The sequence below is a fragment of the Gordonia sp. AC31 genome (genome assembly GCF_031844505.1).
GTDB lineage: Bacteria > Actinomycetota > Actinomycetes > Mycobacteriales > Mycobacteriaceae > Gordonia > Gordonia hongkongensis.
In genome coordinates, this window is the sequence record NZ_JAUZVK010000032.1 from 12284 (window position 1) to 30742 (window position 18459).

An 18459-nucleotide genomic window follows, 5' to 3' on the forward strand; every position below is an offset into this window, starting at 1 on the left:
GTTCGCCGTGCGCGGGAACGGTGTTCTTTCAGACGTATCGCGGGCCCGGTCGGTTCCCGCTGTCGAGATCGGGATCATGGTCGGGACCGCGGCGCTGCTACCCGGTCCGACTCGACCCGTCGTAGAGCAGGTCGCCCACGAGTTCGACACCCGCCTGCCGCAGCGCCGAGAGAGCCTTCGACGTCGTCTCAGGCGCGACACCGGCGGTGAAGTTGAGGAGGACGCGGGTGCTGAAACCGGCCTCCACGGCGTCGAGCGCGGTTGCCCGCACGCAGTGGTCGGTGGCGATGCCGACGATGTCGACCGACTTCACCTTCCGTTCCCGCAACCACACGGCGAGGGTGGAGCCGTCGTCGGCCGCGCCCTCGAAGCCGGAGTACGCGGCGCTGTACTCGCCCTTGGAGAAGACCTCGTGTGCCGCCGCGGCGTCGAATTCGCGGTGGAACGCGACACCGTCGGTGCCGACGCGGCAGTGCGGTGGCCAGGTGTCGACGTAATCGGGGTCGTCGGAGAAGTGCGCACCGGGGTCGATGTGGTAGTCGCGGGTCGCGACGACGGTCCGGTATTCGTCGAGGATCGACGTGACCGCCCGCGCGACCGCGGCGCCGCCGTTCACCCCGAGGGCGCCGCCCTCGCAGAAGTCGTTCTGCACGTCGACGACGATCAGCGCGTCGGCGGGACGGGTGCCGTCGCTGCGTTCGGCGCTCATCCAATTCTCCTGTCGTCGGGGGACATCGGTTCCGGGCGTCGGGGTACGGTCAGCCGAGCTCGTAGCGGGTCGGCACCGCGGGATCTCCATGGGACAGGCCGAGACCCTCCCAGGGCAAGCTCACCAGGCCGGCCGCGAGGTGCGCGCGGGCATCGGTGAGAGTGGGCAGCGACGCCACGGGCGTCCCACCGCGGACGAGCGGGATCTGCAGGTCCCGGATGCCGAGCCCGTCCGGCGCGGGGCGGGTGTCGTCGGCGCGATACACGATCTCCTCGACGATCGTGCCGCTCGACCGGGCCGCCCGCACGGCCGACTTGGCGCCGCCGCGCGACTCCTTGTGACTCGCCCGTTTGGCCACCGGCAGGCCGTCGACCTCGACGAGTTTGTACACCATCCCCGCCGTCGGCGCCCCGCTCCCGGTGACCAGGGATGTCCCGACCCCGTAGGTGTCGACCGGCTCGGCGCGCAGCGAGGCGATCGCGTACTCGTCGAGATCACCGGACACGACGATCTTCGTCTCCGTCGCGCCCAGGTCGTCGAGCTGCGCGCGGACCTGGCGCGCCAGCACACCGAGGTCGCCGGAGTCGATGCGCACGGCACCGAGTCCGGGGCCGGCCACCTCGATGGCGTTGCGCACGCCCTGGGTGATGTCGTAGGTGTCGACAAGCAGCGTGGTACCGATCCCGAGGGCCTCGATCTGCGCGGCGAACGCGGCCTTCTCGTCGGGCCCGTCCGGGCCGGTGAAACCGAGGGTGAAGGCGTGGGCGGCGGTGCCGGCGCTGGGCACGCCGAAGCTCCGGGCCGCCTCGAGGTTCGAGGTGGCGGCGACGCCGGCGATGTAGGCGGCGCGCGCACTGGCGACCGCGGCGCGCTCATGGGTGCGCCGCGAGCCCATCTCGATGATCGGGCGCGACCCGGCCGCGCTGACCATGCGTGCCGCGGCCGACGCGATCGCGCTGTCGTGGTTGAGAATCGAGAGGATCAGCGTCTCGAGCAGGACCCCCTCCGCGAAGGGCGCGCGGACGGTGAGGATCGGCGAACCGGGGAAGTAGAGTTCGCCCTCCCGGTAACCGTCGATGTCACCGGAGAACCGATAGTCCCGCAGCCAGGCCACCGTGTCCGCGTCGAGGAATCGCTCGACCACGGCGATCTCCTCGTCGCCGAACCGGAACGCCGCGAGTTCGTCGAGAACGCGGCCGGTTCCGGCCACCACGCCATAGCGCCGGCCGTCGGGGAGGCGGCGGGCGAAGACCTCGAATGCGCACTGGCGGTGCGCAACCGGGTGGCTAAGTGCCGCCGCGACCATCGTCAGTTCGTACTGATCGGTCAGCAGCGCGGTGTTGTCGTTGGTCACAATCGCCTACCCTGTCCTCATGGCGCCTGACGAAACTCGTGCGCACGAGGCTACCCCCGGCGGTACGGCGGTTGCCGAACCAGAGGTCGCCGACGGCGCGGCGGGACTCGACAAGCCCTGGATGACGATCGTGTGGGACGACCCGGTCAATCTGATGCGGTACGTCACCTTCGTCTTCCAGAAGATCTTCGGCTACTCCGAGTCCCGCGCCAACGAACTGATGATGCAGGTCCACACCGAGGGCAGGGCGGTGGTGTCGTCCGGGGACCGGGAAAAGGTCGAGGCCGACGTCGCGAAGCTGCACGCCGCGGGGCTGTGGGCGACGATGCAGCGGGATTCGTGACCCGGACCGGCCGCGGACGACTCCCAACCGGTCGATCGGCCTTCGCGGCGCGGCAGGCACACTGAGACGCGTGCGCACCTGGAAACGCAAGGGGCGCGGCGAGCAGATGCGCATCGCATCGCAACTCGACGCGCACGAAGCAGAGCTGCTCGCGTCGATGGTCACGTCGATGTGCGAATTGCTCACCGAACGAGCCGATTCCGCACCCCGCGACGACCTCGCGAGGCTGACCGGTATCGACGTCGGGCACTCGCAGGCACCCGACGATGTCACCCTGGGCCGTCTCCTCCCGGATTTCCACCGGCCCGACCAGGACGACGAACTCTCCGCCGAGGTCGTCAACGGCGAACTGAACTCGGCGCTGCGGAGCGTTCACGAACCACAGATCATCGACGCCAAGCTGGGCGCCGCCCGGGTGTTGCTCGACACCCTGCCGGCCGGCGGCGGGGACTTCGCCCTGTCTCCCGACGAGGCCGCGGCGTGGCTCACCGCGCTCAACGACGTGCGACTGGCACTCGGCGCGATGCTCGGGATCTCCGAGGACACTCCCGAGCAGTTGCCGCCCGACCACCCGCATGCGGCGCATCTCGACGTCTACCACTGGCTCACGGTGATGCAGGACCTCCTCGTCGAAGCCCTGATGTGACTAGTGGTGTGTCTCGGAAATAAGCGACTGGTCTCCGGCGCTCGATCGGCGCCTGGCTGCGTTGTCGTCGGTCGAGATAGCTCCGCTATCCCTCCCTCCTCCGCCTTGCCAGACCACCGATCGCTCCACCGGATACCGGCCACCTATTTCCGAGACACACCACTAGGGTTCCGTTCGGGAACTTCGTCCGCTTCGACGTCAGGGGTCTCGTGAGCACACTCGGCCGACCGGCCCCGGCCGGCAATCGCATCACCGACATCGCCGGCCTCGCCGTCGGGCACGCGCACCGCGTCGACCCCGACGCCCGGGTCGCCGGTGCACCGGAGGCCCCCGACGGTCACGGGTGGGCCACCGGGACCACCGTCGTACGGGTGTCGGCGCCGGGCGCCATCGCCGCCGTCGACGTCCGCGGTGGCGGTCCGGGTACCCGCGAAACCGATCTCCTCGACCCGTCGAACACGGTCCAGACCGCGCACGCCATCGTGCTCAGCGGAGGTAGTGCCTACGGACTGGCCACCGCCGACGGGGTCATGCGCGCGCTCGAGGCCGACGGGATCGGACTCCCGCTCGACGACCGCGGGCACGTGGTGCCGATCGTTCCCGCCGCGGTGATCTTCGACCTCCCCGTCGGCGCCTGGGACCACCGACCAGACGCGGACTTCGGAATGGACGCGGTCCGCGCGGCGGACACGGAATTCGCCGTCGGGTGTGTGGGTGCGGGTGTCGGCGCCCGGGCCGGCGCGCTCAAGGGCGGGGTCGGGACGGCGTCGATGACGTTCGACGCCGGTCCCGCGGCCGGCATCACCGTCGGTGCAGTGATGGTCGCCAACCCGGTCGGGGCGGTCATCGACCCGCAGACCGGGCTGCCGTGGGACCTCGGCGAGACCGAACTGGGCCGCCTGGGGTTGCGCCGGCCGTCGGCCGCCGACATCGACTCGCTCGCCGACCTCGCGGCGAAGCACACCGTGCTCAACACGACGATCGGTGTCGTGGCCACCGATGCCGTGCTCGACGCGCCGATGACCAAGCGGCTGGCGATGGCCGGACACGACGGTCTCGGGCGGGCGATCAGGCCCGCGCACTCGCCGCTCGACGGGGACACGATCTTCGGCATCGCCACGGGTGCGGTCCGGCCGTCGACACCGGCGCCGGCGCCGGCGGGTATGCATGCCGACGTCGCCGTGGTCGCCGAGGTGTGCCGGGCCGCGGCCGACGTCGTCCAGCAGGCCATCGTGAACGCGGTCCTCGCGGCGGAACCGGTCGCATCGATCCCCACCTACGCACAGACGGCCCCGTCGGCTTTCCGCTGAGTCGGCTTTCCGCTGACCGGGGTCGTCGCGAACGACGAACGGAATAGGTGCCGCGGCGACGATGTTGCGCCTCGGGGAACCCCGGGGTCCCCGGGTGTGGACACGTCTGGACAGGAGAATGCGACACCGATGCTGAAGATCGGGCAGGAGCTGGTCGATGCCATGGTCGCGCACGCGCGCGCCGACCATCCCGACGAGGCCTGCGGGGTGATCGCCGGGCCGGAGGGTTCCGACGATCCGCAGCGTTTCATCGCGATGATCAACGCCGAGCGGTCGCCGACCTTCTATCGTTTCGATTCGGCCGAGCAGCTCGCGGTGTGGCGGGAGATGGACCGCCGTGACGAGGAACCCGTGGTGATCTACCACTCGCACACCGCCACCGAGGCGTACCCGAGCCGCACCGACATCTCCTACGCCGGCGAGCCCGGCGCGCATTACGTGCTGGTGTCCACGCGCGACCCCGAGACCGCCGAGATCCGTAGCTATCGCATCGTCGACGGTGCGGTCACCGAAGAAGAGATCGAGATCAGGAGCTGAGAATGTCTGTCACCGTATCCATCCCGACGATCCTGCGTACCCACACCGGCGGGGAGAAGCGCGTCGAGGGGTCGGGTTCGACGCTGGCCGCCCTGATCGACGACCTCGAGACGGGCAACGCCGGGCTGAAGGAACGACTCGTCGCGCCCGACGAGAACGGCACCGCCAAACTGCACCGGTTCGTCAACATCTACGTCAACGACGAGGACGTGCGGTTCTCCGGCGGCCTCGACACCCCGATCGACGACGGCGACGAGGTGACCATCCTGCCCGCGGTCGCCGGCGGCTGAGCGTGGCCCGCTACGACTCCCTGATCGACTCGGTCGGCAACACCCCGCTCATCGGTCTGCAACGGCTCTCGCCGCGCTGGGACGACTCCGACGAGGGCCCGCACGTCCGCCTGTGGGCCAAGCTCGAGGACCGGAACCCGACCGGATCCATCAAGGACCGCCCCGCGCTGCGGATGATCGAGCAGGCCGAACGCGACGGGTTGCTGCGGCCGGGCTCGACGATCCTCGAACCCACGAGCGGCAACACCGGCATCTCGCTCGCGATGGCGGCGAAACTCAAGGGCTATCAACTGATCTGCGTGATGCCCGAGAACACCTCGGAGGAACGGCGCTCGCTGTTGCGCATGTTCGGCGCGCAGGTCATCTCCTCACCCGCGGCGGGCGGCTCCAACACCGCGGTCGCGGTGGCCAAGGGCCTCGCCGCGGACAATCCCGACTGGGTGATGCTCTACCAGTACGGCAACGCGGCGAACGTCGCGGCGCACTACGAGGGCACCGGCCCCGAGTTGTACGCCGACCTGCCCGAGATCACCCACTTCGTCGCCGGGCTCGGCACGACTGGAACGCTGATGGGCGTCGGGCGGTTCCTGCGCGAACGCAACCCCGAGATCGAGATCGTCGCCGCCGAACCCCGGTACGGCGACGAGGTCTACGGCCTGCGCAACATCGACGAGGGTTTCATCCCCGAGCTCTACGACGACTCGGTGCTGACCCGCCGCTTCTCGGTGACCGGCGTCGACGCGGTCGCGCGGGTGCGGGAACTGATCGACCTCGAGGGCATCTTCGCGGGGATCTCCACCGGTGCGATCCTGCAGGCCGCGCGCGGTATCGGCCGACGGGCACTGAAGGCCGGGACCCGCGCCGACATCGGCTTCGTCGTGCCCGACGCGGGATGGAAGTATCTGTCGACCGGGGCGTACGAAGGTAGTCTCGACGACGCGGAGCAGGCACTCGAAGGCCAGCTCTGGGCCTGACCCCGCTACCGAGGACTTTCCCGCCATGAGCTCGTACACCCCGCCGGTCGGGCAGCAGCCCGCGCGACGCGCGCGTCCGCTGTGGCTGCGTTCGGCGATCATCACCGCGTGCATCGTCGCGGTGCTGTTCGTCATCGAGGCCATCGACGTGGCGACCCACTACGACCTCGACCAGAACGGCATCGAACCACGACAGGTCGACGGACTGGACGGCATCCTGTGGGCGCCGATGCTGCACGGCGACTGGCAACACCTGTTCGCCAACCTGATGCCCGGCGCGGTGCTGTGCTTCCTCCTGCTGATGACGCGACGGTTCCTCATCGTCACCGGCATCATCTGGGTGGTGTCGGGGGTCGGTGTGTGGCTGTTCGCAGCGCCGTACTCGATCACCGTCGGGGCGTCGGGCATCGTGTTCGGCTGGCTCACCTTCCTCATCGTCCGCGGCCTGTTCAACCGCGATCTGTGGCAGATCCTCGGTGGCCTCGTGCTGTTCCTCGTGTACGGATCGATCCTGTGGGGCGTCCTGCCCTCGGACCCGTTCGTGTCCTGGCAGGCCCACCTGTTCGGTGCGATCGCCGGCGTGTTCGCGGCGTGGGCACTCGCGGCCCGGGATCGACGGAAGCCGGCGGTCACCGCACCGGGGGTCGCGCCATAATCGCGGCGGGCGGCCAGGACGCACCCATCGGGATCTTCGACTCGGGTGTCGGGGGACTGACGGTCGCGCGCGCCATCATCGATCTACTGCCGGACGAGGACATCGTCTACATCGGCGACACGGCCAACGGACCGTACGGTCCCCTCACGATCCCGGAGATCCGACGCCACGCCCTCGCTATCGGCGACGACCTCGCCGAGCGCGGGGTCAAGGCCATCGTCATCGCCTGCAACACCGCCTCGGCCGCCTGCCTCCGCGACGCGCGCGAGCGATACGCCCCCATCCCGGTCATCGAAGTCGTGCTGCCGGCGGTGCGCCGCGCGGTGGTCGCCACCAAGACGGGCCGGATCGGCGTGCTGGGTACCGAGGCGACGATTTCCTCACGGGCATATCAGGATTCGTTCGCGGCAGCACGCGACGCGGTGATCACCGCGGTGCCCTGTCCGCGGTTCGTCGACTTCGTCGAACGCGGTATCACCAGCGGCCGGCAGATCCTCGGACTCGCGCAGGGTTACCTCGAACCACTGCAGCAGGCCGGCGTGGACACCGTGGTCCTCGGCTGCACCCATTACCCGCTGCTGTCCGGGGTCATCCAGCTGGCGATGGGCGACGAGGTCACCCTGGTGTCGAGCGCGGAGGAGACGGCGAAGGACCTCTTCCGGGTCCTCACCGAGGCCGACCTGCTGCACCCGCACACCGGCCGCGACGCCACCCGCGTCTTCCAGGCGACCGGTGACCCGGAGCTCTTCGCGAAACTGTCGAACCGATTCCTGGGGCCGGTGATCGGAGCCGTGCAGCACGTGTGAGGGGTCAACTGCGCATCGCCGCGCACTTGTGACCCGTATGCCGCCGCCCGCGCGCGGAATCGTGGCACAGTGGGGCCTATGCGTCTCACGGTCCTCGGGTGCTCGGGCAGTGTGGGCGGACCGGGAGCCGCGTGCTCCGGCTACCTGCTCTCCGTACCCGGTGAACAACCGGTCCTCGTGGACTGCGGCCCGGGTGTCTTCGGCGAACTGCAGCGCGTCACCGACCCCAACAATGTCGCCGTCGTCCTCAGTCATCTCCACGCCGATCACTGCCTCGATCTGCCCGCGATGCTCGTCTGGCGTCGGTACGCACCACAGCCGGCACGGCGGCGGGCGCCGCTCTACGGCCCACCCGGCACCGCCCTCCGGATCGGCTACGGGTCGTCGGAATTCCCCGGACAGCTCGACGACATCACCGACACCTTCGACGTCCACGACTGGAGCGACGACCAGGAGATCACCCTGGGCGGGATGCGAATCCGGGCGATGAACGTCAATCATCCGCCCGACACCTTCGGTCTGCGGATCACCGGTCCCGACGGACAGGTGATCGCCTACAGCGGAGACACCGCACCGTGCGACGAACTCATCGACCTCGCGGCCGACGCCGACCTGTTCCTGTGCGAGGCGTCGTGGACCCATGCGCCCTCGGAGCGCCCACCGGATCTGCACATGTCGGGCACCGAGGCGGGGGAGGCCGCGACCAAGGCGAACGTCCGAACACTCGCGATCACCCACGTCGCCCCGTGGTCCGATTCGGCGGAGATCCTCGCCGAGGCCCGCAGCACGTTCTCCGGTCCGACGGAGCTCGTCAGCCAGGGACAGGTCTTCGACCTCACCTAGCTGTCGTGTCCGCGCCGGTCGTTACAGTGAGACCCGTGACCACACGAGCTGACGGCAGAGCCGACGACGAACTCCGTCCCATCACGTTCACCCGCGGTTTCACCAGCCATCCGGCGGGTTCGGTCCTGGTGGAATTCGGCAAGACGCGGGTGATGTGCACCGCGAGTGTCACCGAGGGTGTCCCGCCGTGGCGTCGTGGTTCAGGCTTGGGCTGGCTGACCGCGGAGTACGCGATGTTGCCCGCCGCCACCCACGACCGGTCGTCACGTGAATCGGTCAAGGGCCGGGTGGGTGGTCGCACCCACGAGATCAGTCGACTCATCGGCCGGTCGCTGCGTGCGTGCGTCGATCTCGGTGCCCTGGGCGAGAACACCATCGCCCTGGACTGCGACGTCCTGCAGGCTGACGGCGGTACCCGCACCGCAGCCATCACCGGTGCCTATGTCGCGCTGGCGGACGCGATCACCTACCTGCGTGCCGCGGGCAAACTCTCCGACCCGCAACCGCTTTCGTGCGCGATCGCTGCGGTCAGCGTGGGGGTTGTCGACGGCCGCGTCCGGCTCGACCTTCCCTACGAAGAGGATTCGCGCGCCGAGGTGGACATGAACGTCGTGGCGACCGACGCCGGCACGCTCGTCGAGGTGCAGGGCACCGGCGAGGGTGCGACGTTCCCGCGCTCGACGCTCGATGCGCTGCTCGACGTGGCCGCGATCGGAACCGAGAAGCTGTTCGAGGCGCAGCGAGCCGTACTCGCCGAGCCGTACCCCGGCGAACTTCCCGGACGGGCCTGATGCACTCGGTGCTTCTCGCGAGCCGCAACGGCAAGAAGCTCGCCGAGCTCCAGCGCGTCGTCGACGCCGCGGGCATCACCGGGGTCGAGATCGTCGGCCTCGACGCGGTGCCGGACTACCCGGAGGAGCCCGAGACCGGTGCCACCTTCGAGGACAATGCGCTGATCAAGGCCCGCGCGGGTGCGAAGGCCATCGGAATCCCATGTCTCGCGGATGATTCCGGTATCGCGGTGGATGCCCTGAACGGCATGCCGGGCGTGCTGTCGGCGCGTTGGTCGGGCCGGCACGGGGACGACCCGGCCAACAACGCGCTGCTGCTCGCCCAGCTGTCGGACACCCCGGACGAACGACGCGGCGCCGCGTTCGTCTCGGCCTGCGCGCTCGTGCTGCCGGGCGGGACGGAGACGGTGGTGCGCGGCGAGTGGCGTGGGCGGGTCCTGCGGGAGGAGCGCGGGCCGCACGGTTTCGGGTACGACCCGTTGTTCGCCCCCGACGACGAAATCGCCGACGGCCGGTCCGCGGCGGAGCTGTCGCCGGCGGAGAAGGACGGGCTCAGTCACCGCGGAAAAGCGTTGGCGCAGTTGGTTCCGGCGCTGCGGGCGCTCGCGGGCTGACCCCCCTTGCGTCGGCGTCCGGACTCCGATCAGCTCGCGGCGCCGGTGTAGATGTAGACCCCCAGCGTGTGCGGTTCGCCGTCGAGCAGGATGTCCATATCGTCGGCGCCGGCACGTGACATGCCCTGCCGCTCGTAGAATCCGAAGGTGCACAGCGAGTCTGTGTACAGGTGGAAGTCGGAGCGGCCGCGGCTTCGGAGATGGTCGAGGAACGCGCCGTACAGCGCCGCTCCGACGCCGTGTCCGCGCGTCGTCGAGGCGACGGCGAACAGGGTCAGTTCGTCGTCGAGCGACGTGCCCGTCGCGGCGCCGAGCCGGTGGGCCACCGACTCGAAAGCGAACAGGGCCCGCAGCGACTTCCACTGGGGCAGTCCGAGAATCGCAGCTCTGGCGGTATGCGCCCAGAGCAGCGCGCGGTTCTTCGTCCGCTCGCCGAGATGTGGCTCGCCGTCGATCCGTCCCAGGATGATTCCCACCACGCGGCCGTCCTTCACCGCGACGCGACTCCAGGTACTCGCGACGAGTTGCTCGCGGAGGTAGACCTCGAGTGCCGCGTCCAGGACGTGTTGTCCGTGGACGTAGCGGTGGATGTAGAACGCCTCGTCGATGATCTTCTTGACGTCTTCGGCGTCGGTGGAACGGTAGGGGCGGTAGGTGATGTCGGTCATGATCCCTTCTTTGCGTGTGTGTGGGTGAGAGCGATGAGGTCTGCTTCGAGGGCGGCCCGTTCGGTGTCGTCGAGGACGGCTCCCCACAGGGGAGCGGTGTTCGAGCCGTCGGCGGCCGCGATGATCAGTCGCGTGACCGCCGGGTCGAGACCGTCGTCGGACAGCGCGGCGCGCCAGTGATCAGCGTCCTGCTGGGCGAGCGCGGCCGGGCCCGGTTCGTACATCAGGCTGGCGGCCAGCGCGATCTGGTCGCGCAGGCCGGCGGAGTCTCGCGCGTCGGCGAAACTCACCCGAATGTAGGCCCTGGTCAGCCGTCCCGGCGCGTCGTCCTCCTCGTCGGCGGTCCGTTCGACGTTCGACCGGAACTGGGCCATCAGGTCCGCCGCGAGTTCTTCGAGCAGGCCGTCCTTGGCGGGGAAGTGGTAGAGCAGTCCGCCCTTCGACACCCCGGCCGCGGCGGCGATCTCGGAGACGGACACGGCGGCACCGTGTCGCGAAATTAGCCGGGCCGCGGCGTCGAGGATCAACCGTCGGGTGTCGGCGGCACTCCGCCCGGACGTGCGTGCCATCGGACCCTCCGTGCTCGATGTCCCGGGGACTTCCCGGATCGCTTATAACTATACCGTCCAGACGGTACAGTTTCAATGGCCCGTTGATTGTGCGCTCGATCCCGTCGACCGGGCGTCGAAATGCATCGCCTGTGCACGGGGCGAAGCAGAGGGGCGCTCAGCAGCCCGCGTGGACTCCCAACATCCGCGCGACCGAGTCGGGCCAGGGGTACTGGGTCGCTCGATGACGCGCCGCCCGTTCGCGGTCGACGCGGGGGATGCTTAGAACTTGCCGGATCGCGCTCGCGAAGCCCGGGCCAGAGTCCTCGGCAGCTGCGCCGCATGTGTCGTCGACCAGGGTCGCGACTGCCGACGACTGCGACCCGATGACCGGTGTGCCGGCGGCCAGTGATTCCAGCGCGGAGAGGCAGAAGGTCTCGTGCGGACCGGGGGAAAGGGAGATGTCGGCGCTGGCGAGGAGCGCGGCGACCTGACTCCGCTCGGAGAGATGGCCCAGGAAGGTCACGGGTAACCCGCGGGCCAGATGCTGCAGCGGGGCTCGCATCGGTCCGTCGCCCGCGATCACCAGGTGCGCCGGCGTTCCCGACCGATGAAGTCTGCCGAGCGCGGCGATGCTGCGGTCGGCGCGCTTCTCCACCGAGAGGCGTCCGCAGTGTGCGATGAGCGCTCCGGTGCCGTCGGACCACCGTGCGCCCAGGTTCGGGTCGAGGTGCCGGGGGTCGAAGACATCGAGGTCGACGCCGAGCGGGGCGCGGACGACGTTGGTCGCCCTCACGCGATCGAACTCCGCGGCGGCGAAGTCGGTGGTGCACACGACGGTGTCGTAGTCACGGGCGGTGGCCGCGTTCGCGCGGTCGGCCAGTGCACGTGCCGTGCGGCCGGGCATGACCTGGCCGAGCAGTCGGTCGAGGCGTTCATGGGACACCATCGTCGAGTGGACGTCTCGCGCGCGGGCCCACCGGCCGAAACCCCGCAGGGTGAGGCGGTCGGACACCTCGAGGGCGTCGGGACGGAGATGGGTGAGGACGTCGGCGACGCGTCGGGCCGACGCCAGGCGGTAGCCGCCCGAGGCGGGAATCCGCGGCGCGGCAACGGTGATCCGGGTGACGCCCGAAGCGAGCGTCTCCTCACCGGGATCAGCGCCGGGGACGATCAGGACGACGTCGTGACCAGCCCCGACATAGCCGGCGCCCCAGCGGTCCACGGCGGTACGAAGACCGCCGGAGCGGCCGCCGTAGAAGTTCGCTAGCTGGACGATCCGCACGGGGTCCAGTCAGCCGGACCCGGGTGAACGGCCGTCCAGCACGAGGAGATCAGAGGTTGAACTGCGCCTTCACTTCCTTGGTGCGCTTGTGCTCGAACCAGAAGGACAGGAAGGGGATGGTGCCCGCGATCGCGGTGCTGATTGTCTTGCCCGCGGTCCATCGGACCTTCATCGCGAGGTCGATGACCAGGATCAGGTAGACGAAATACACCCAACCATGGATCACCGGTACGAGCTTTGTGGCGGTCACCGCCGGGTGGTCTGCCGCGATGACCTGGAAACCCAGATCAATTCCGAAGATCTCCCCGGTGAGGATCTTGAGGACGATTTCGAGGACGAGCAGCAGCAACCACACGCCGGTGATCCAGGCGAGGACGCGATACCGCAACAGCGCGCCGCGGACCTTCTCCACCGGGGCGGCGAGGGCTGGGGCGGTGGGGTCGGTCTCGGTCACTGCGGGCCTTTCGATGAGGGGGTGGGTCGAGCGTCGGTGGTGTGAGCGTCCGCGTCGCGGAGCTCGGCGAGATAGCGGTTGTATTCGACCAGGGCGACATCGTTGGCGGGGTCCGGCGATGCCAACGACGACGCGCTGGGGGTGGTGGGTCGCTCGGGCAGGATGCCCTCCGGGATCTCGGCGACGGAGTTCTTCGCCGCGACCTTGCGGGCTTCCTCGGGATCGCTCTCCAGGATGACGAAACGTCGATACGCATAGATCACGGCCGCGGCGAACGCCGGCCACTGCAGGGCGTAGCCGAGATTGAGTCCGGAACCGGACGCGGACTCGTACCGTGACCACTGCCACCACGCGAGCACCAGGCACACCACCGCGGCGGATACGGCGAGCACCGTGAGCGCGGGCCGATGGGTGCGGCGACGGGTGGGGGACATGGCTACGACGGTACCTGGCCTGCGATGATCAGAACGCGGCCGGTAGGGTGGTGGCCGTTACATTGCGCGACGTCCACCTCGGCGGGTCGCGCCCACGCGCGAGTGGCGGAATTGGCAGACGCGCTGGATTTAGGTTCCAGTGTCTCAGGACGTGGGGGTTCAAGTCCCCCCTCGCGCACAAGAAGTCCTTCCGGGCCGATCTTTGACGTCGGCAGCAAGGTAGCGGGGCCGCATCCCGACGCCGCAGAAACGCCAGCGATGGACTGGGTCTGTCGGTGCCCGGGTGCCGGTATAGGAAGTGCCTCGACTCGGGTGGTTCGTACCGAGATGTCGCCGAGGAATGTGGTCCGCCGGTCAGCGTGTCGCGAGCGTTCCGAAATATGGGATCACCAGTCGTCTGGTCGGAGGGCTCGAGCCACCTCCAATCGCAGCGATTGCTTATGACCGAGCGTGATTGTGAGAGTTCCCTCCGGGCGCGCTACCGTTTTCGCCGACCGAAACCGCCTCTTTTGGCGGTAGTTCCGGCGTTTACGCGGTGGACATCAGCGATACGTCACAAGCTCGTATTCAGCTGGTCAGTCCGTACTATTTCCTTCGGGAGCCGACGGCAGCGGGTCGATCGACACCTTCGCCAGCAAAGTGTGGCTTCGCAATGGCGCAGCATATCGACATCGGCAAGTCCCGTACGCCGCAACAAGTTATCTGCTTTCAACATCGACACCCGACGCGGTGCGACATATACGGGACCTGACCTACGGCAGTCGTCGACCCGTGCCTCGGCGAAAGCTAGGAGCCGGCGATGATCCCGCGTCTTCATTTAGCAACAGCAATTCAAGCTGATCGGTGGTAGCCCACCCGTTGATGGAGACTTCTCCTGTAGCGGCCACCCGAACCTCGATTCTATCCGGTTGTACGCCAAGTTCATCTGCCATGTGCCGGTATCGATCCGTCAGGAAGTGAAACTCCTGGTTCGTTGATCCGACCCAGGGTCGGTCGTGGTCGGGATGGTCGGCGACGAACGGTCCAGAAATTAGAAGGTCGGTGTGGGAGAGTAACTCCCTACTGCCAACGGGAGCTTGCGGTGAATCTAAGTGGTCGCGTTCATATCCGCTGAAGACCATCACTGAAAGTCCTTGCGCTGCAACTTCTGCGGCGAACGTCGCGAAATCAGTCGCTTGTTCGAAGGGCTCGCCGCCGAGTAAGGTCACGCCCTCAACGCCGAGGTTCTGCGAAGCGATCGCACGAGCGGCCAACTCCGCCGGGCCTACAGCGGTACCGCCGCGGTCTCCCCACAAATGTGGATTGAAACAACCTGGACAGCGGATGGTGCAGCCTTGTGCCCAGACTGCGAACCGCCGGCCAGGGCCCTCGGCGATAGTGGAGTCGATGACCGCGCCGATTCGCAACATCTCAGAAATCGAGCACTCGCCCACCGGTGCGGGGCGACTTGGGGCTGGTTGTGCGGGGTCCGTAGCTCACGTTACGCAGGCGCGCGAGGTGGTGGGGCTGCAGTCCGGTGGCCGTCCCGATGTCGTCGAGGCTGGCAAACCCTCCGACACGGCTGCGTCCGGCGACGATTTCTTCGCACAATGCTCGGTCGAGCCCGGTGGACTCGGCTATGTCGCTGGCCGCTGCGGCGTTGATGTCAATCGGGGCAGCAGCGGCAGGTGCTGGCGCGGCAGGAAGTGGGTCCCTCCGTTGTTGACGAGGGTCTGGCGTGTGTGGGGCAGGGGCTGCTGGCGGTCGCGGTGCGTAGTAGCGCTCGGTATCAGCTAACCCTCGGATAGCGCTGTGTGGACCTGTCACCGGGGGCGGGTTATTGGCATCTGGGGCGAAGGCCGGCGGCGCTGGCGGCCACTGTGCGGCTACGGGCGGACGTCCAGGTGCTGCACCGTTATTCGGCTGGTGGAAGCGAGCCTCGCTTGCCTCCCGTTTCTGGGCGAGCTTCCGCAGATAGTCTCGGTTGAAAGCGACTGCGAGACCAATGGATCCAAACCAGACGAGGACAAACAGTCCTCCAGCCCAGCCTGAAGTGCTCTCACCGTTCTCATTGGTCGTAGCGATCGCCACGATGTAGCACGCAATCGCTGCAGTTGTGGCAATCCCTGCCAGCAGGGCCCACTTTCGGTCGCGAATACGAATCGCGCAGTAGAGAAAGCCGATGAAGGAGAACATGCCGAAACCGAAGATGGGGATCAAAAGCCACCAGCTCTGTGCCAGACGCCACCCACGCCTAGCGAGCCGTGGCGAGATGGGATCAGTGGTGTAGCTCATCAGAATCCTCTATGTCAGTGTGAACGTTGGTGCGGTAGTAGTCTTTAGTGAACTCGCTCGCGATGCTGCGGGCATCTAGCAGGTCCTCAAGCAAGGTGACGCTGTCCAGGCATTTTGGTCCAACGATCCCGACGGTCTCGGCTTCGACGGTGCCGTCTGGCGCGATCCGGACGACGATCTGCTGGCGATTCGAGTGCGTCACGCGTGAGCCTCGTGTATATCGAGGACTAGCGTGATCGTGCCTGTGTCGTCGGTGCTTTCGGACGCCACATTCATGCCTGCTAGCGGTGCCCGTTCGCGCAGTCGCGCCAGGACAGCTTGCTGGACCTGTCGACCGTAAGCGGCGTCGATTGCGGTGACGATCGATGTTGCTGAATCTGTGTCGATTGCACCGGTGAAGTCGACTTGCCAGACACCGTCAGGATCCTGGTGAAAATGAGCCTGCGTGTTTTGCCACTGAGCAATCAGGGAGCCGTCTTGATGCTGGTGTACCTGGGCTTGCATATCAGACAGCGCGAGCGTGAGGAGACCGGTGTCGCGCATGCGGGTCTGGACCCCTATGACCGTTCGGCCCGTAACAGGATCACGTTCCGGACGACTCGCGCGCCAGGCACTCACCGCGGCGATGGCGACCGGTACCAGGACGATGGAAATGCTCACTAGAAGTCGACCATCCTTCCGCCACGAGTGGTGGCGTCACCGGCGGGGGAGGGCGCTGGGTGAGCCTCGGGTTGAGTCTCCTTGGTGACGGGCATCGTGTACCCGGTGCGGTCCTCGGTGGAGGTGGCTGCAACGGCGCGATGGGTTGCCCAAGAACGGACGGCGCTGATTTGCTCTGCTTGGGTTACAGAGAGCGGCACCATTGTGGCGATTGCGCGACGTAGGTCGCCGTACGTGAGGGTGCGACGTTCTGCGTATGCGTCAAAGAGAGCTGCGATGACAGCCTGCTCGATCTCCGCTCCGGTGTACCCCTCCGTGAGTTCCGCCAGCTGATCGACGAGGTTCTCAGTCACCGACAGGTTTCCGGCTTTGCTGCGCGACAGCCGTTTCTCTAGGTGTAGTTGCCAGATGTCCCGGCGTTCGTGCGCAGTCGGCAGATCGACGAAGAAGATCTCATCGAAACGACCCTTCCGAAGAAACTCGGGAGGAAGACTGTCGACCTTATTGGCGGTAGCGATCACGAACACCGGCGCTGTCTTTTCTTGCATCCAGGTAAGGAACGCTCCGAAGACGCGGGTAGAGGTGCCAGAGTCTCCGCCCCCGCCTACGCCGGAAAAGCCCTTCTCGATCTCATCAAGCCACAGGATGCACGGCGCAGTCGCTTCGGCCGTTCGAATCGCGGTGCGCATGTTCTGTTCCGATGATCCGACAAGCCCAGCGAACACTTTGCCGATGTCCATTCGCAGCAGCGGAAGCTCCCAGGCTGCTGCGATTGCTTTCGCGGTCATCGACTTTCCGCAACCGGGCACGCCCGTCATCAGTACCCCCTTCGGCGCGGGGATACCGTACTCAGCCGCCTCGGCTAGCCATGAGCCGTTGCGTTTGTCTAACCATCGCTTCAGATTCTGGAGCCCGCCGACATCATTGAGGTTGAGATCGACTCGGACGAACTCCAGCAGACCGGCTTTCCGGACGATCTGGCGCTTCTCTTCCATGATTGAATGCACGTCGTCGGCATCGAGCACCCCGTCGTTGACCATCGCCCGCGCGAAGGCGTTGGTAGCTTCATTAAGAGTGAGCCCCAGCGCCGCCTTGGCTAGGCGTTCGCGGCCGACCTCGTCAACCTCGATTCGAATGCGTCCGGAGGACCTGTTGGCTTCGATCATATCGTCGAGGACTTCTCGAATTTCATTCTCGTCGGGCAACGGAAAGTCGAGCAGGGTGACGTCCTTCTCGATCTCATCCGGAATGCGGAGTACCGGCGAAACGATGACCAGGGTTCGCGCGACGGTTCCGCTCTGCAGTTCGGTCGACAGTTCTCGCAGTGTGCGGATCAGCGTCGGGTCAGCGGGGCGGCGGTCATCGCCGAGATACGCGTGGAGGTCGCACATGACCAACAGGGCTGGCTGCTCATGGCGACGAAACCACTGCAATGCGGCGACGGCCTCGCTGGTACTCCCAGCGCCGGTGGCTTCCGGTCCGATCACTCCGGCAGTTGCACTCCAAGTGAAGACAGGACGTGGGGTACGCACAACATCTCCCGATGTGGCCACGGACCTGATTTCGGCAAGTACCCGTTGTTCCTCGAACGATTCGATGTACAGGATAGGAAATCGGGCTCGCAGCATCAGTGCGAGACTGTCCCGGAACGCGGTCAATGAAGATCCTCGACGGAAGGGTGTGCAGGGCGTCAGACTTTGGTCGACTCAGCTTAGGGCCTCGAACCGGTAGATTCCTACCTTCGTACCGCGGGGCTTCCTAATGCGCGGGCCGCGGGTACTGACGAGTCCCGGACCCCCGGAGGTCAAGCCAGGCTATTGGACTGTGAGACCAGTCGTCGTCGGCCCTGGCGTAGCTCAGCCACGCTAACAGTGTTAGCCAGCCGAATGATCCTGTCTCAAAGTTGACTGCTCGTTCGCTTGGCTCTCGCCCAATACCGCCGAGTGCAAGGCTCGGTGTTTGCGGAAGTGGAATCGAGCCCGTCTGTCAGCCTTGATCTGTACTGTGCGACCGACTGATGACGACTGGTGAAGGACTGCTATGACCGAGGTGACCGCAGGCAGGGTGGTCGAGGAACTCCGGTTAACGCCGGGCCAGGTTCTGACCCTACGAGCGCTGCAAGCGCGAATGTTGCTGTCCGATTCAAACGCGGAGCGCAACCGTGACAAGAGGCTTCGCAAGGAGGCGACGTTACGTGGCTTCGTCCAAGACGCACTCGTGGAAGCGTTGCCGACAGACCTGCAGCCCGATTGGGTGCCGTGGGA

General features: G+C 67.1%; 24 protein-coding genes and 1 tRNA gene. 13 read left to right on the plus strand and 12 right to left on the minus strand.

What is annotated here, in order from left to right:
• Window positions 1–97: 97 nt before the first annotated feature.
• Together Q9R39_RS22515 and Q9R39_RS22520 are read right to left on the minus strand one after the other, a co-directional pair.
• A complete protein-coding gene (locus tag Q9R39_RS22515; protein ID WP_311278290.1) occupies window positions 98–709 on the minus strand; it encodes an isochorismatase family protein in 612 nt (203 codons plus the stop codon).
• 49 nt (window positions 710–758) lie between these two features.
• Window positions 759–2063, minus strand: a complete 1305-nt coding sequence (locus tag Q9R39_RS22520) for a nicotinate phosphoribosyltransferase (protein ID WP_311278291.1) — start codon at window positions 2061–2063, stop codon at window positions 759–761.
• 19 nt (window positions 2064–2082) lie between these two features.
• Here Q9R39_RS22520 and clpS point away from each other — a divergent pair, with 19 nt between their 5' ends.
• The 11 genes from clpS (at window position 2083) to rdgB (ending at window position 9872) form a co-directional block, all read left to right on the plus strand.
• A complete protein-coding gene (gene clpS, locus Q9R39_RS22525; RefSeq protein WP_058249987.1) occupies window positions 2083–2406 on the plus strand; it encodes an ATP-dependent Clp protease adapter ClpS in 324 nt (107 codons plus the stop codon).
• 70 nt (window positions 2407–2476) lie between these two features.
• The gene (locus tag Q9R39_RS22530; protein WP_058249988.1) at window positions 2477–3052 is read left to right on the plus strand and encodes a DUF2017 domain-containing protein; all 576 of its coding nucleotides are present in this window, start codon (window positions 2477–2479) and stop codon (window positions 3050–3052) included.
• A gap of 209 nt (window positions 3053–3261) precedes the next feature.
• A complete protein-coding gene (locus Q9R39_RS22535; RefSeq protein WP_058249989.1) occupies window positions 3262–4362 on the plus strand; it encodes a P1 family peptidase in 1101 nt (366 codons plus the stop codon).
• Between the two features lie 129 nt (window positions 4363–4491).
• A complete protein-coding gene (locus Q9R39_RS22540) occupies window positions 4492–4899 on the plus strand; it encodes a Mov34/MPN/PAD-1 family protein (RefSeq protein WP_065629055.1) in 408 nt (135 codons plus the stop codon).
• A 2-nt stretch (window positions 4900–4901) separates the two neighbouring features.
• On the plus strand, window positions 4902–5189 hold the full coding sequence (locus tag Q9R39_RS22545; RefSeq protein ID WP_065629054.1) for a MoaD/ThiS family protein: 288 nt from the start codon (window positions 4902–4904) through the stop codon (window positions 5187–5189).
• A gap of 2 nt (window positions 5190–5191) precedes the next feature.
• Window positions 5192–6163, plus strand: a complete 972-nt coding sequence (locus tag Q9R39_RS22550; protein WP_058249991.1) for a PLP-dependent cysteine synthase family protein — start codon at window positions 5192–5194, stop codon at window positions 6161–6163.
• Between the two features lie 25 nt (window positions 6164–6188).
• Window positions 6189–6818, plus strand: a complete 630-nt coding sequence (locus Q9R39_RS22555; RefSeq protein ID WP_078113564.1) for a rhomboid family intramembrane serine protease — start codon at window positions 6189–6191, stop codon at window positions 6816–6818.
• Window positions 6818–7624 carry a glutamate racemase gene (gene murI / locus Q9R39_RS22560; protein ID WP_175401051.1) on the plus strand — a complete coding sequence of 269 codons (807 nt, stop codon included), beginning with the start codon at window positions 6818–6820 and terminating at the stop codon, window positions 7622–7624. The genes Q9R39_RS22555 and murI overlap by 1 nt, the downstream gene beginning before the upstream one ends.
• A gap of 78 nt (window positions 7625–7702) precedes the next feature.
• The gene (locus Q9R39_RS22565) at window positions 7703–8467 is read left to right on the plus strand and encodes a cyclic nucleotide-degrading phosphodiesterase (RefSeq protein ID WP_311278292.1); all 765 of its coding nucleotides are present in this window, start codon (window positions 7703–7705) and stop codon (window positions 8465–8467) included.
• 35 nt (window positions 8468–8502) lie between these two features.
• Window positions 8503–9258, plus strand: a complete 756-nt coding sequence (rph, locus tag Q9R39_RS22570; RefSeq protein WP_058249994.1) for a ribonuclease PH — start codon at window positions 8503–8505, stop codon at window positions 9256–9258.
• Window positions 9258–9872 carry an RdgB/HAM1 family non-canonical purine NTP pyrophosphatase gene (gene rdgB / locus Q9R39_RS22575; protein WP_078113566.1) on the plus strand — a complete coding sequence of 205 codons (615 nt, stop codon included), beginning with the start codon at window positions 9258–9260 and terminating at the stop codon, window positions 9870–9872. The genes rph and rdgB overlap by 1 nt, the downstream gene beginning before the upstream one ends.
• Before the next feature lie 29 nt (window positions 9873–9901).
• On the opposite strand, the gene Q9R39_RS22580 is transcribed toward rdgB, so the two are convergent.
• From Q9R39_RS22580 to Q9R39_RS22600, 5 genes are all read right to left on the minus strand, one after another.
• Window positions 9902–10540, minus strand: coding sequence for a GNAT family N-acetyltransferase (locus Q9R39_RS22580; RefSeq protein ID WP_058249996.1), 639 nt, complete (start codon window positions 10538–10540; stop codon window positions 9902–9904).
• Entirely contained in the window at window positions 10537–11109 is a 573-nt protein-coding gene (locus tag Q9R39_RS22585; RefSeq protein WP_078113567.1) for a TetR/AcrR family transcriptional regulator, read from the minus strand. Before Q9R39_RS22585 ends, Q9R39_RS22580 begins: the two co-directional genes overlap by 4 nt.
• A 157-nt stretch (window positions 11110–11266) precedes the next feature.
• Window positions 11267–12373, minus strand: coding sequence for a glycosyltransferase (locus Q9R39_RS22590; protein WP_078113568.1), 1107 nt, complete (start codon window positions 12371–12373; stop codon window positions 11267–11269).
• Between the two features lie 49 nt (window positions 12374–12422).
• Window positions 12423–12827 (minus strand): DUF3817 domain-containing protein, encoded by a 405-nt coding sequence (locus tag Q9R39_RS22595; RefSeq protein WP_311278293.1) that lies wholly within the window; start codon window positions 12825–12827, stop codon window positions 12423–12425.
• Window positions 12824–13261 carry a hypothetical protein gene (locus Q9R39_RS22600; RefSeq protein ID WP_058250000.1) on the minus strand — a complete coding sequence of 146 codons (438 nt, stop codon included), beginning with the start codon at window positions 13259–13261 and terminating at the stop codon, window positions 12824–12826. Before Q9R39_RS22600 ends, Q9R39_RS22595 begins: the two co-directional genes overlap by 4 nt.
• 96 nt (window positions 13262–13357) lie before the next feature.
• On the opposite strand from Q9R39_RS22600, the gene Q9R39_RS22605 reads away from it, so the two are divergent.
• Window positions 13358–13439 (plus strand) — tRNA-Leu (locus tag Q9R39_RS22605).
• A 574-nt stretch (window positions 13440–14013) separates the two neighbouring features.
• Here the strand turns inward: Q9R39_RS22605 and Q9R39_RS22610 are convergent.
• Genes Q9R39_RS22610 through Q9R39_RS22625 form a run of 5 tightly spaced genes read right to left on the minus strand, consistent with a single transcriptional unit; the run spans window position 14014 to window position 17853 of the window.
• Window positions 14014–14670, minus strand: a complete 657-nt coding sequence (locus Q9R39_RS22610; RefSeq protein ID WP_311278294.1) for a 4Fe-4S single cluster domain-containing protein — start codon at window positions 14668–14670, stop codon at window positions 14014–14016.
• Window position 14671: 1 nt separating this feature from the next.
• Entirely contained in the window at window positions 14672–15535 is an 864-nt protein-coding gene (locus tag Q9R39_RS24800) for a ComEA family DNA-binding protein (RefSeq protein ID WP_396275732.1), read from the minus strand.
• The gene (locus Q9R39_RS22615; protein ID WP_311278295.1) at window positions 15519–15737 is read right to left on the minus strand and encodes a DUF2997 domain-containing protein; all 219 of its coding nucleotides are present in this window, start codon (window positions 15735–15737) and stop codon (window positions 15519–15521) included. Before Q9R39_RS22615 ends, Q9R39_RS24800 begins: the two co-directional genes overlap by 17 nt.
• The gene (locus Q9R39_RS22620; RefSeq protein WP_311278296.1) at window positions 15734–16195 is read right to left on the minus strand and encodes a hypothetical protein; all 462 of its coding nucleotides are present in this window, start codon (window positions 16193–16195) and stop codon (window positions 15734–15736) included. Before Q9R39_RS22620 ends, Q9R39_RS22615 begins: the two co-directional genes overlap by 4 nt.
• Entirely contained in the window at window positions 16195–17853 is a 1659-nt protein-coding gene (locus Q9R39_RS22625; RefSeq protein ID WP_311278297.1) for an AAA family ATPase, read from the minus strand. The genes Q9R39_RS22620 and Q9R39_RS22625 overlap by 1 nt, the downstream gene beginning before the upstream one ends.
• 382 nt (window positions 17854–18235) lie before the next feature.
• Between Q9R39_RS22625 and Q9R39_RS22630 the strand changes: the two genes are divergently transcribed.
• Window positions 18236–18459: hypothetical protein (locus Q9R39_RS22630; protein ID WP_311278298.1), on the plus strand; the 224-nt coding region annotated here is incomplete at its 3' end.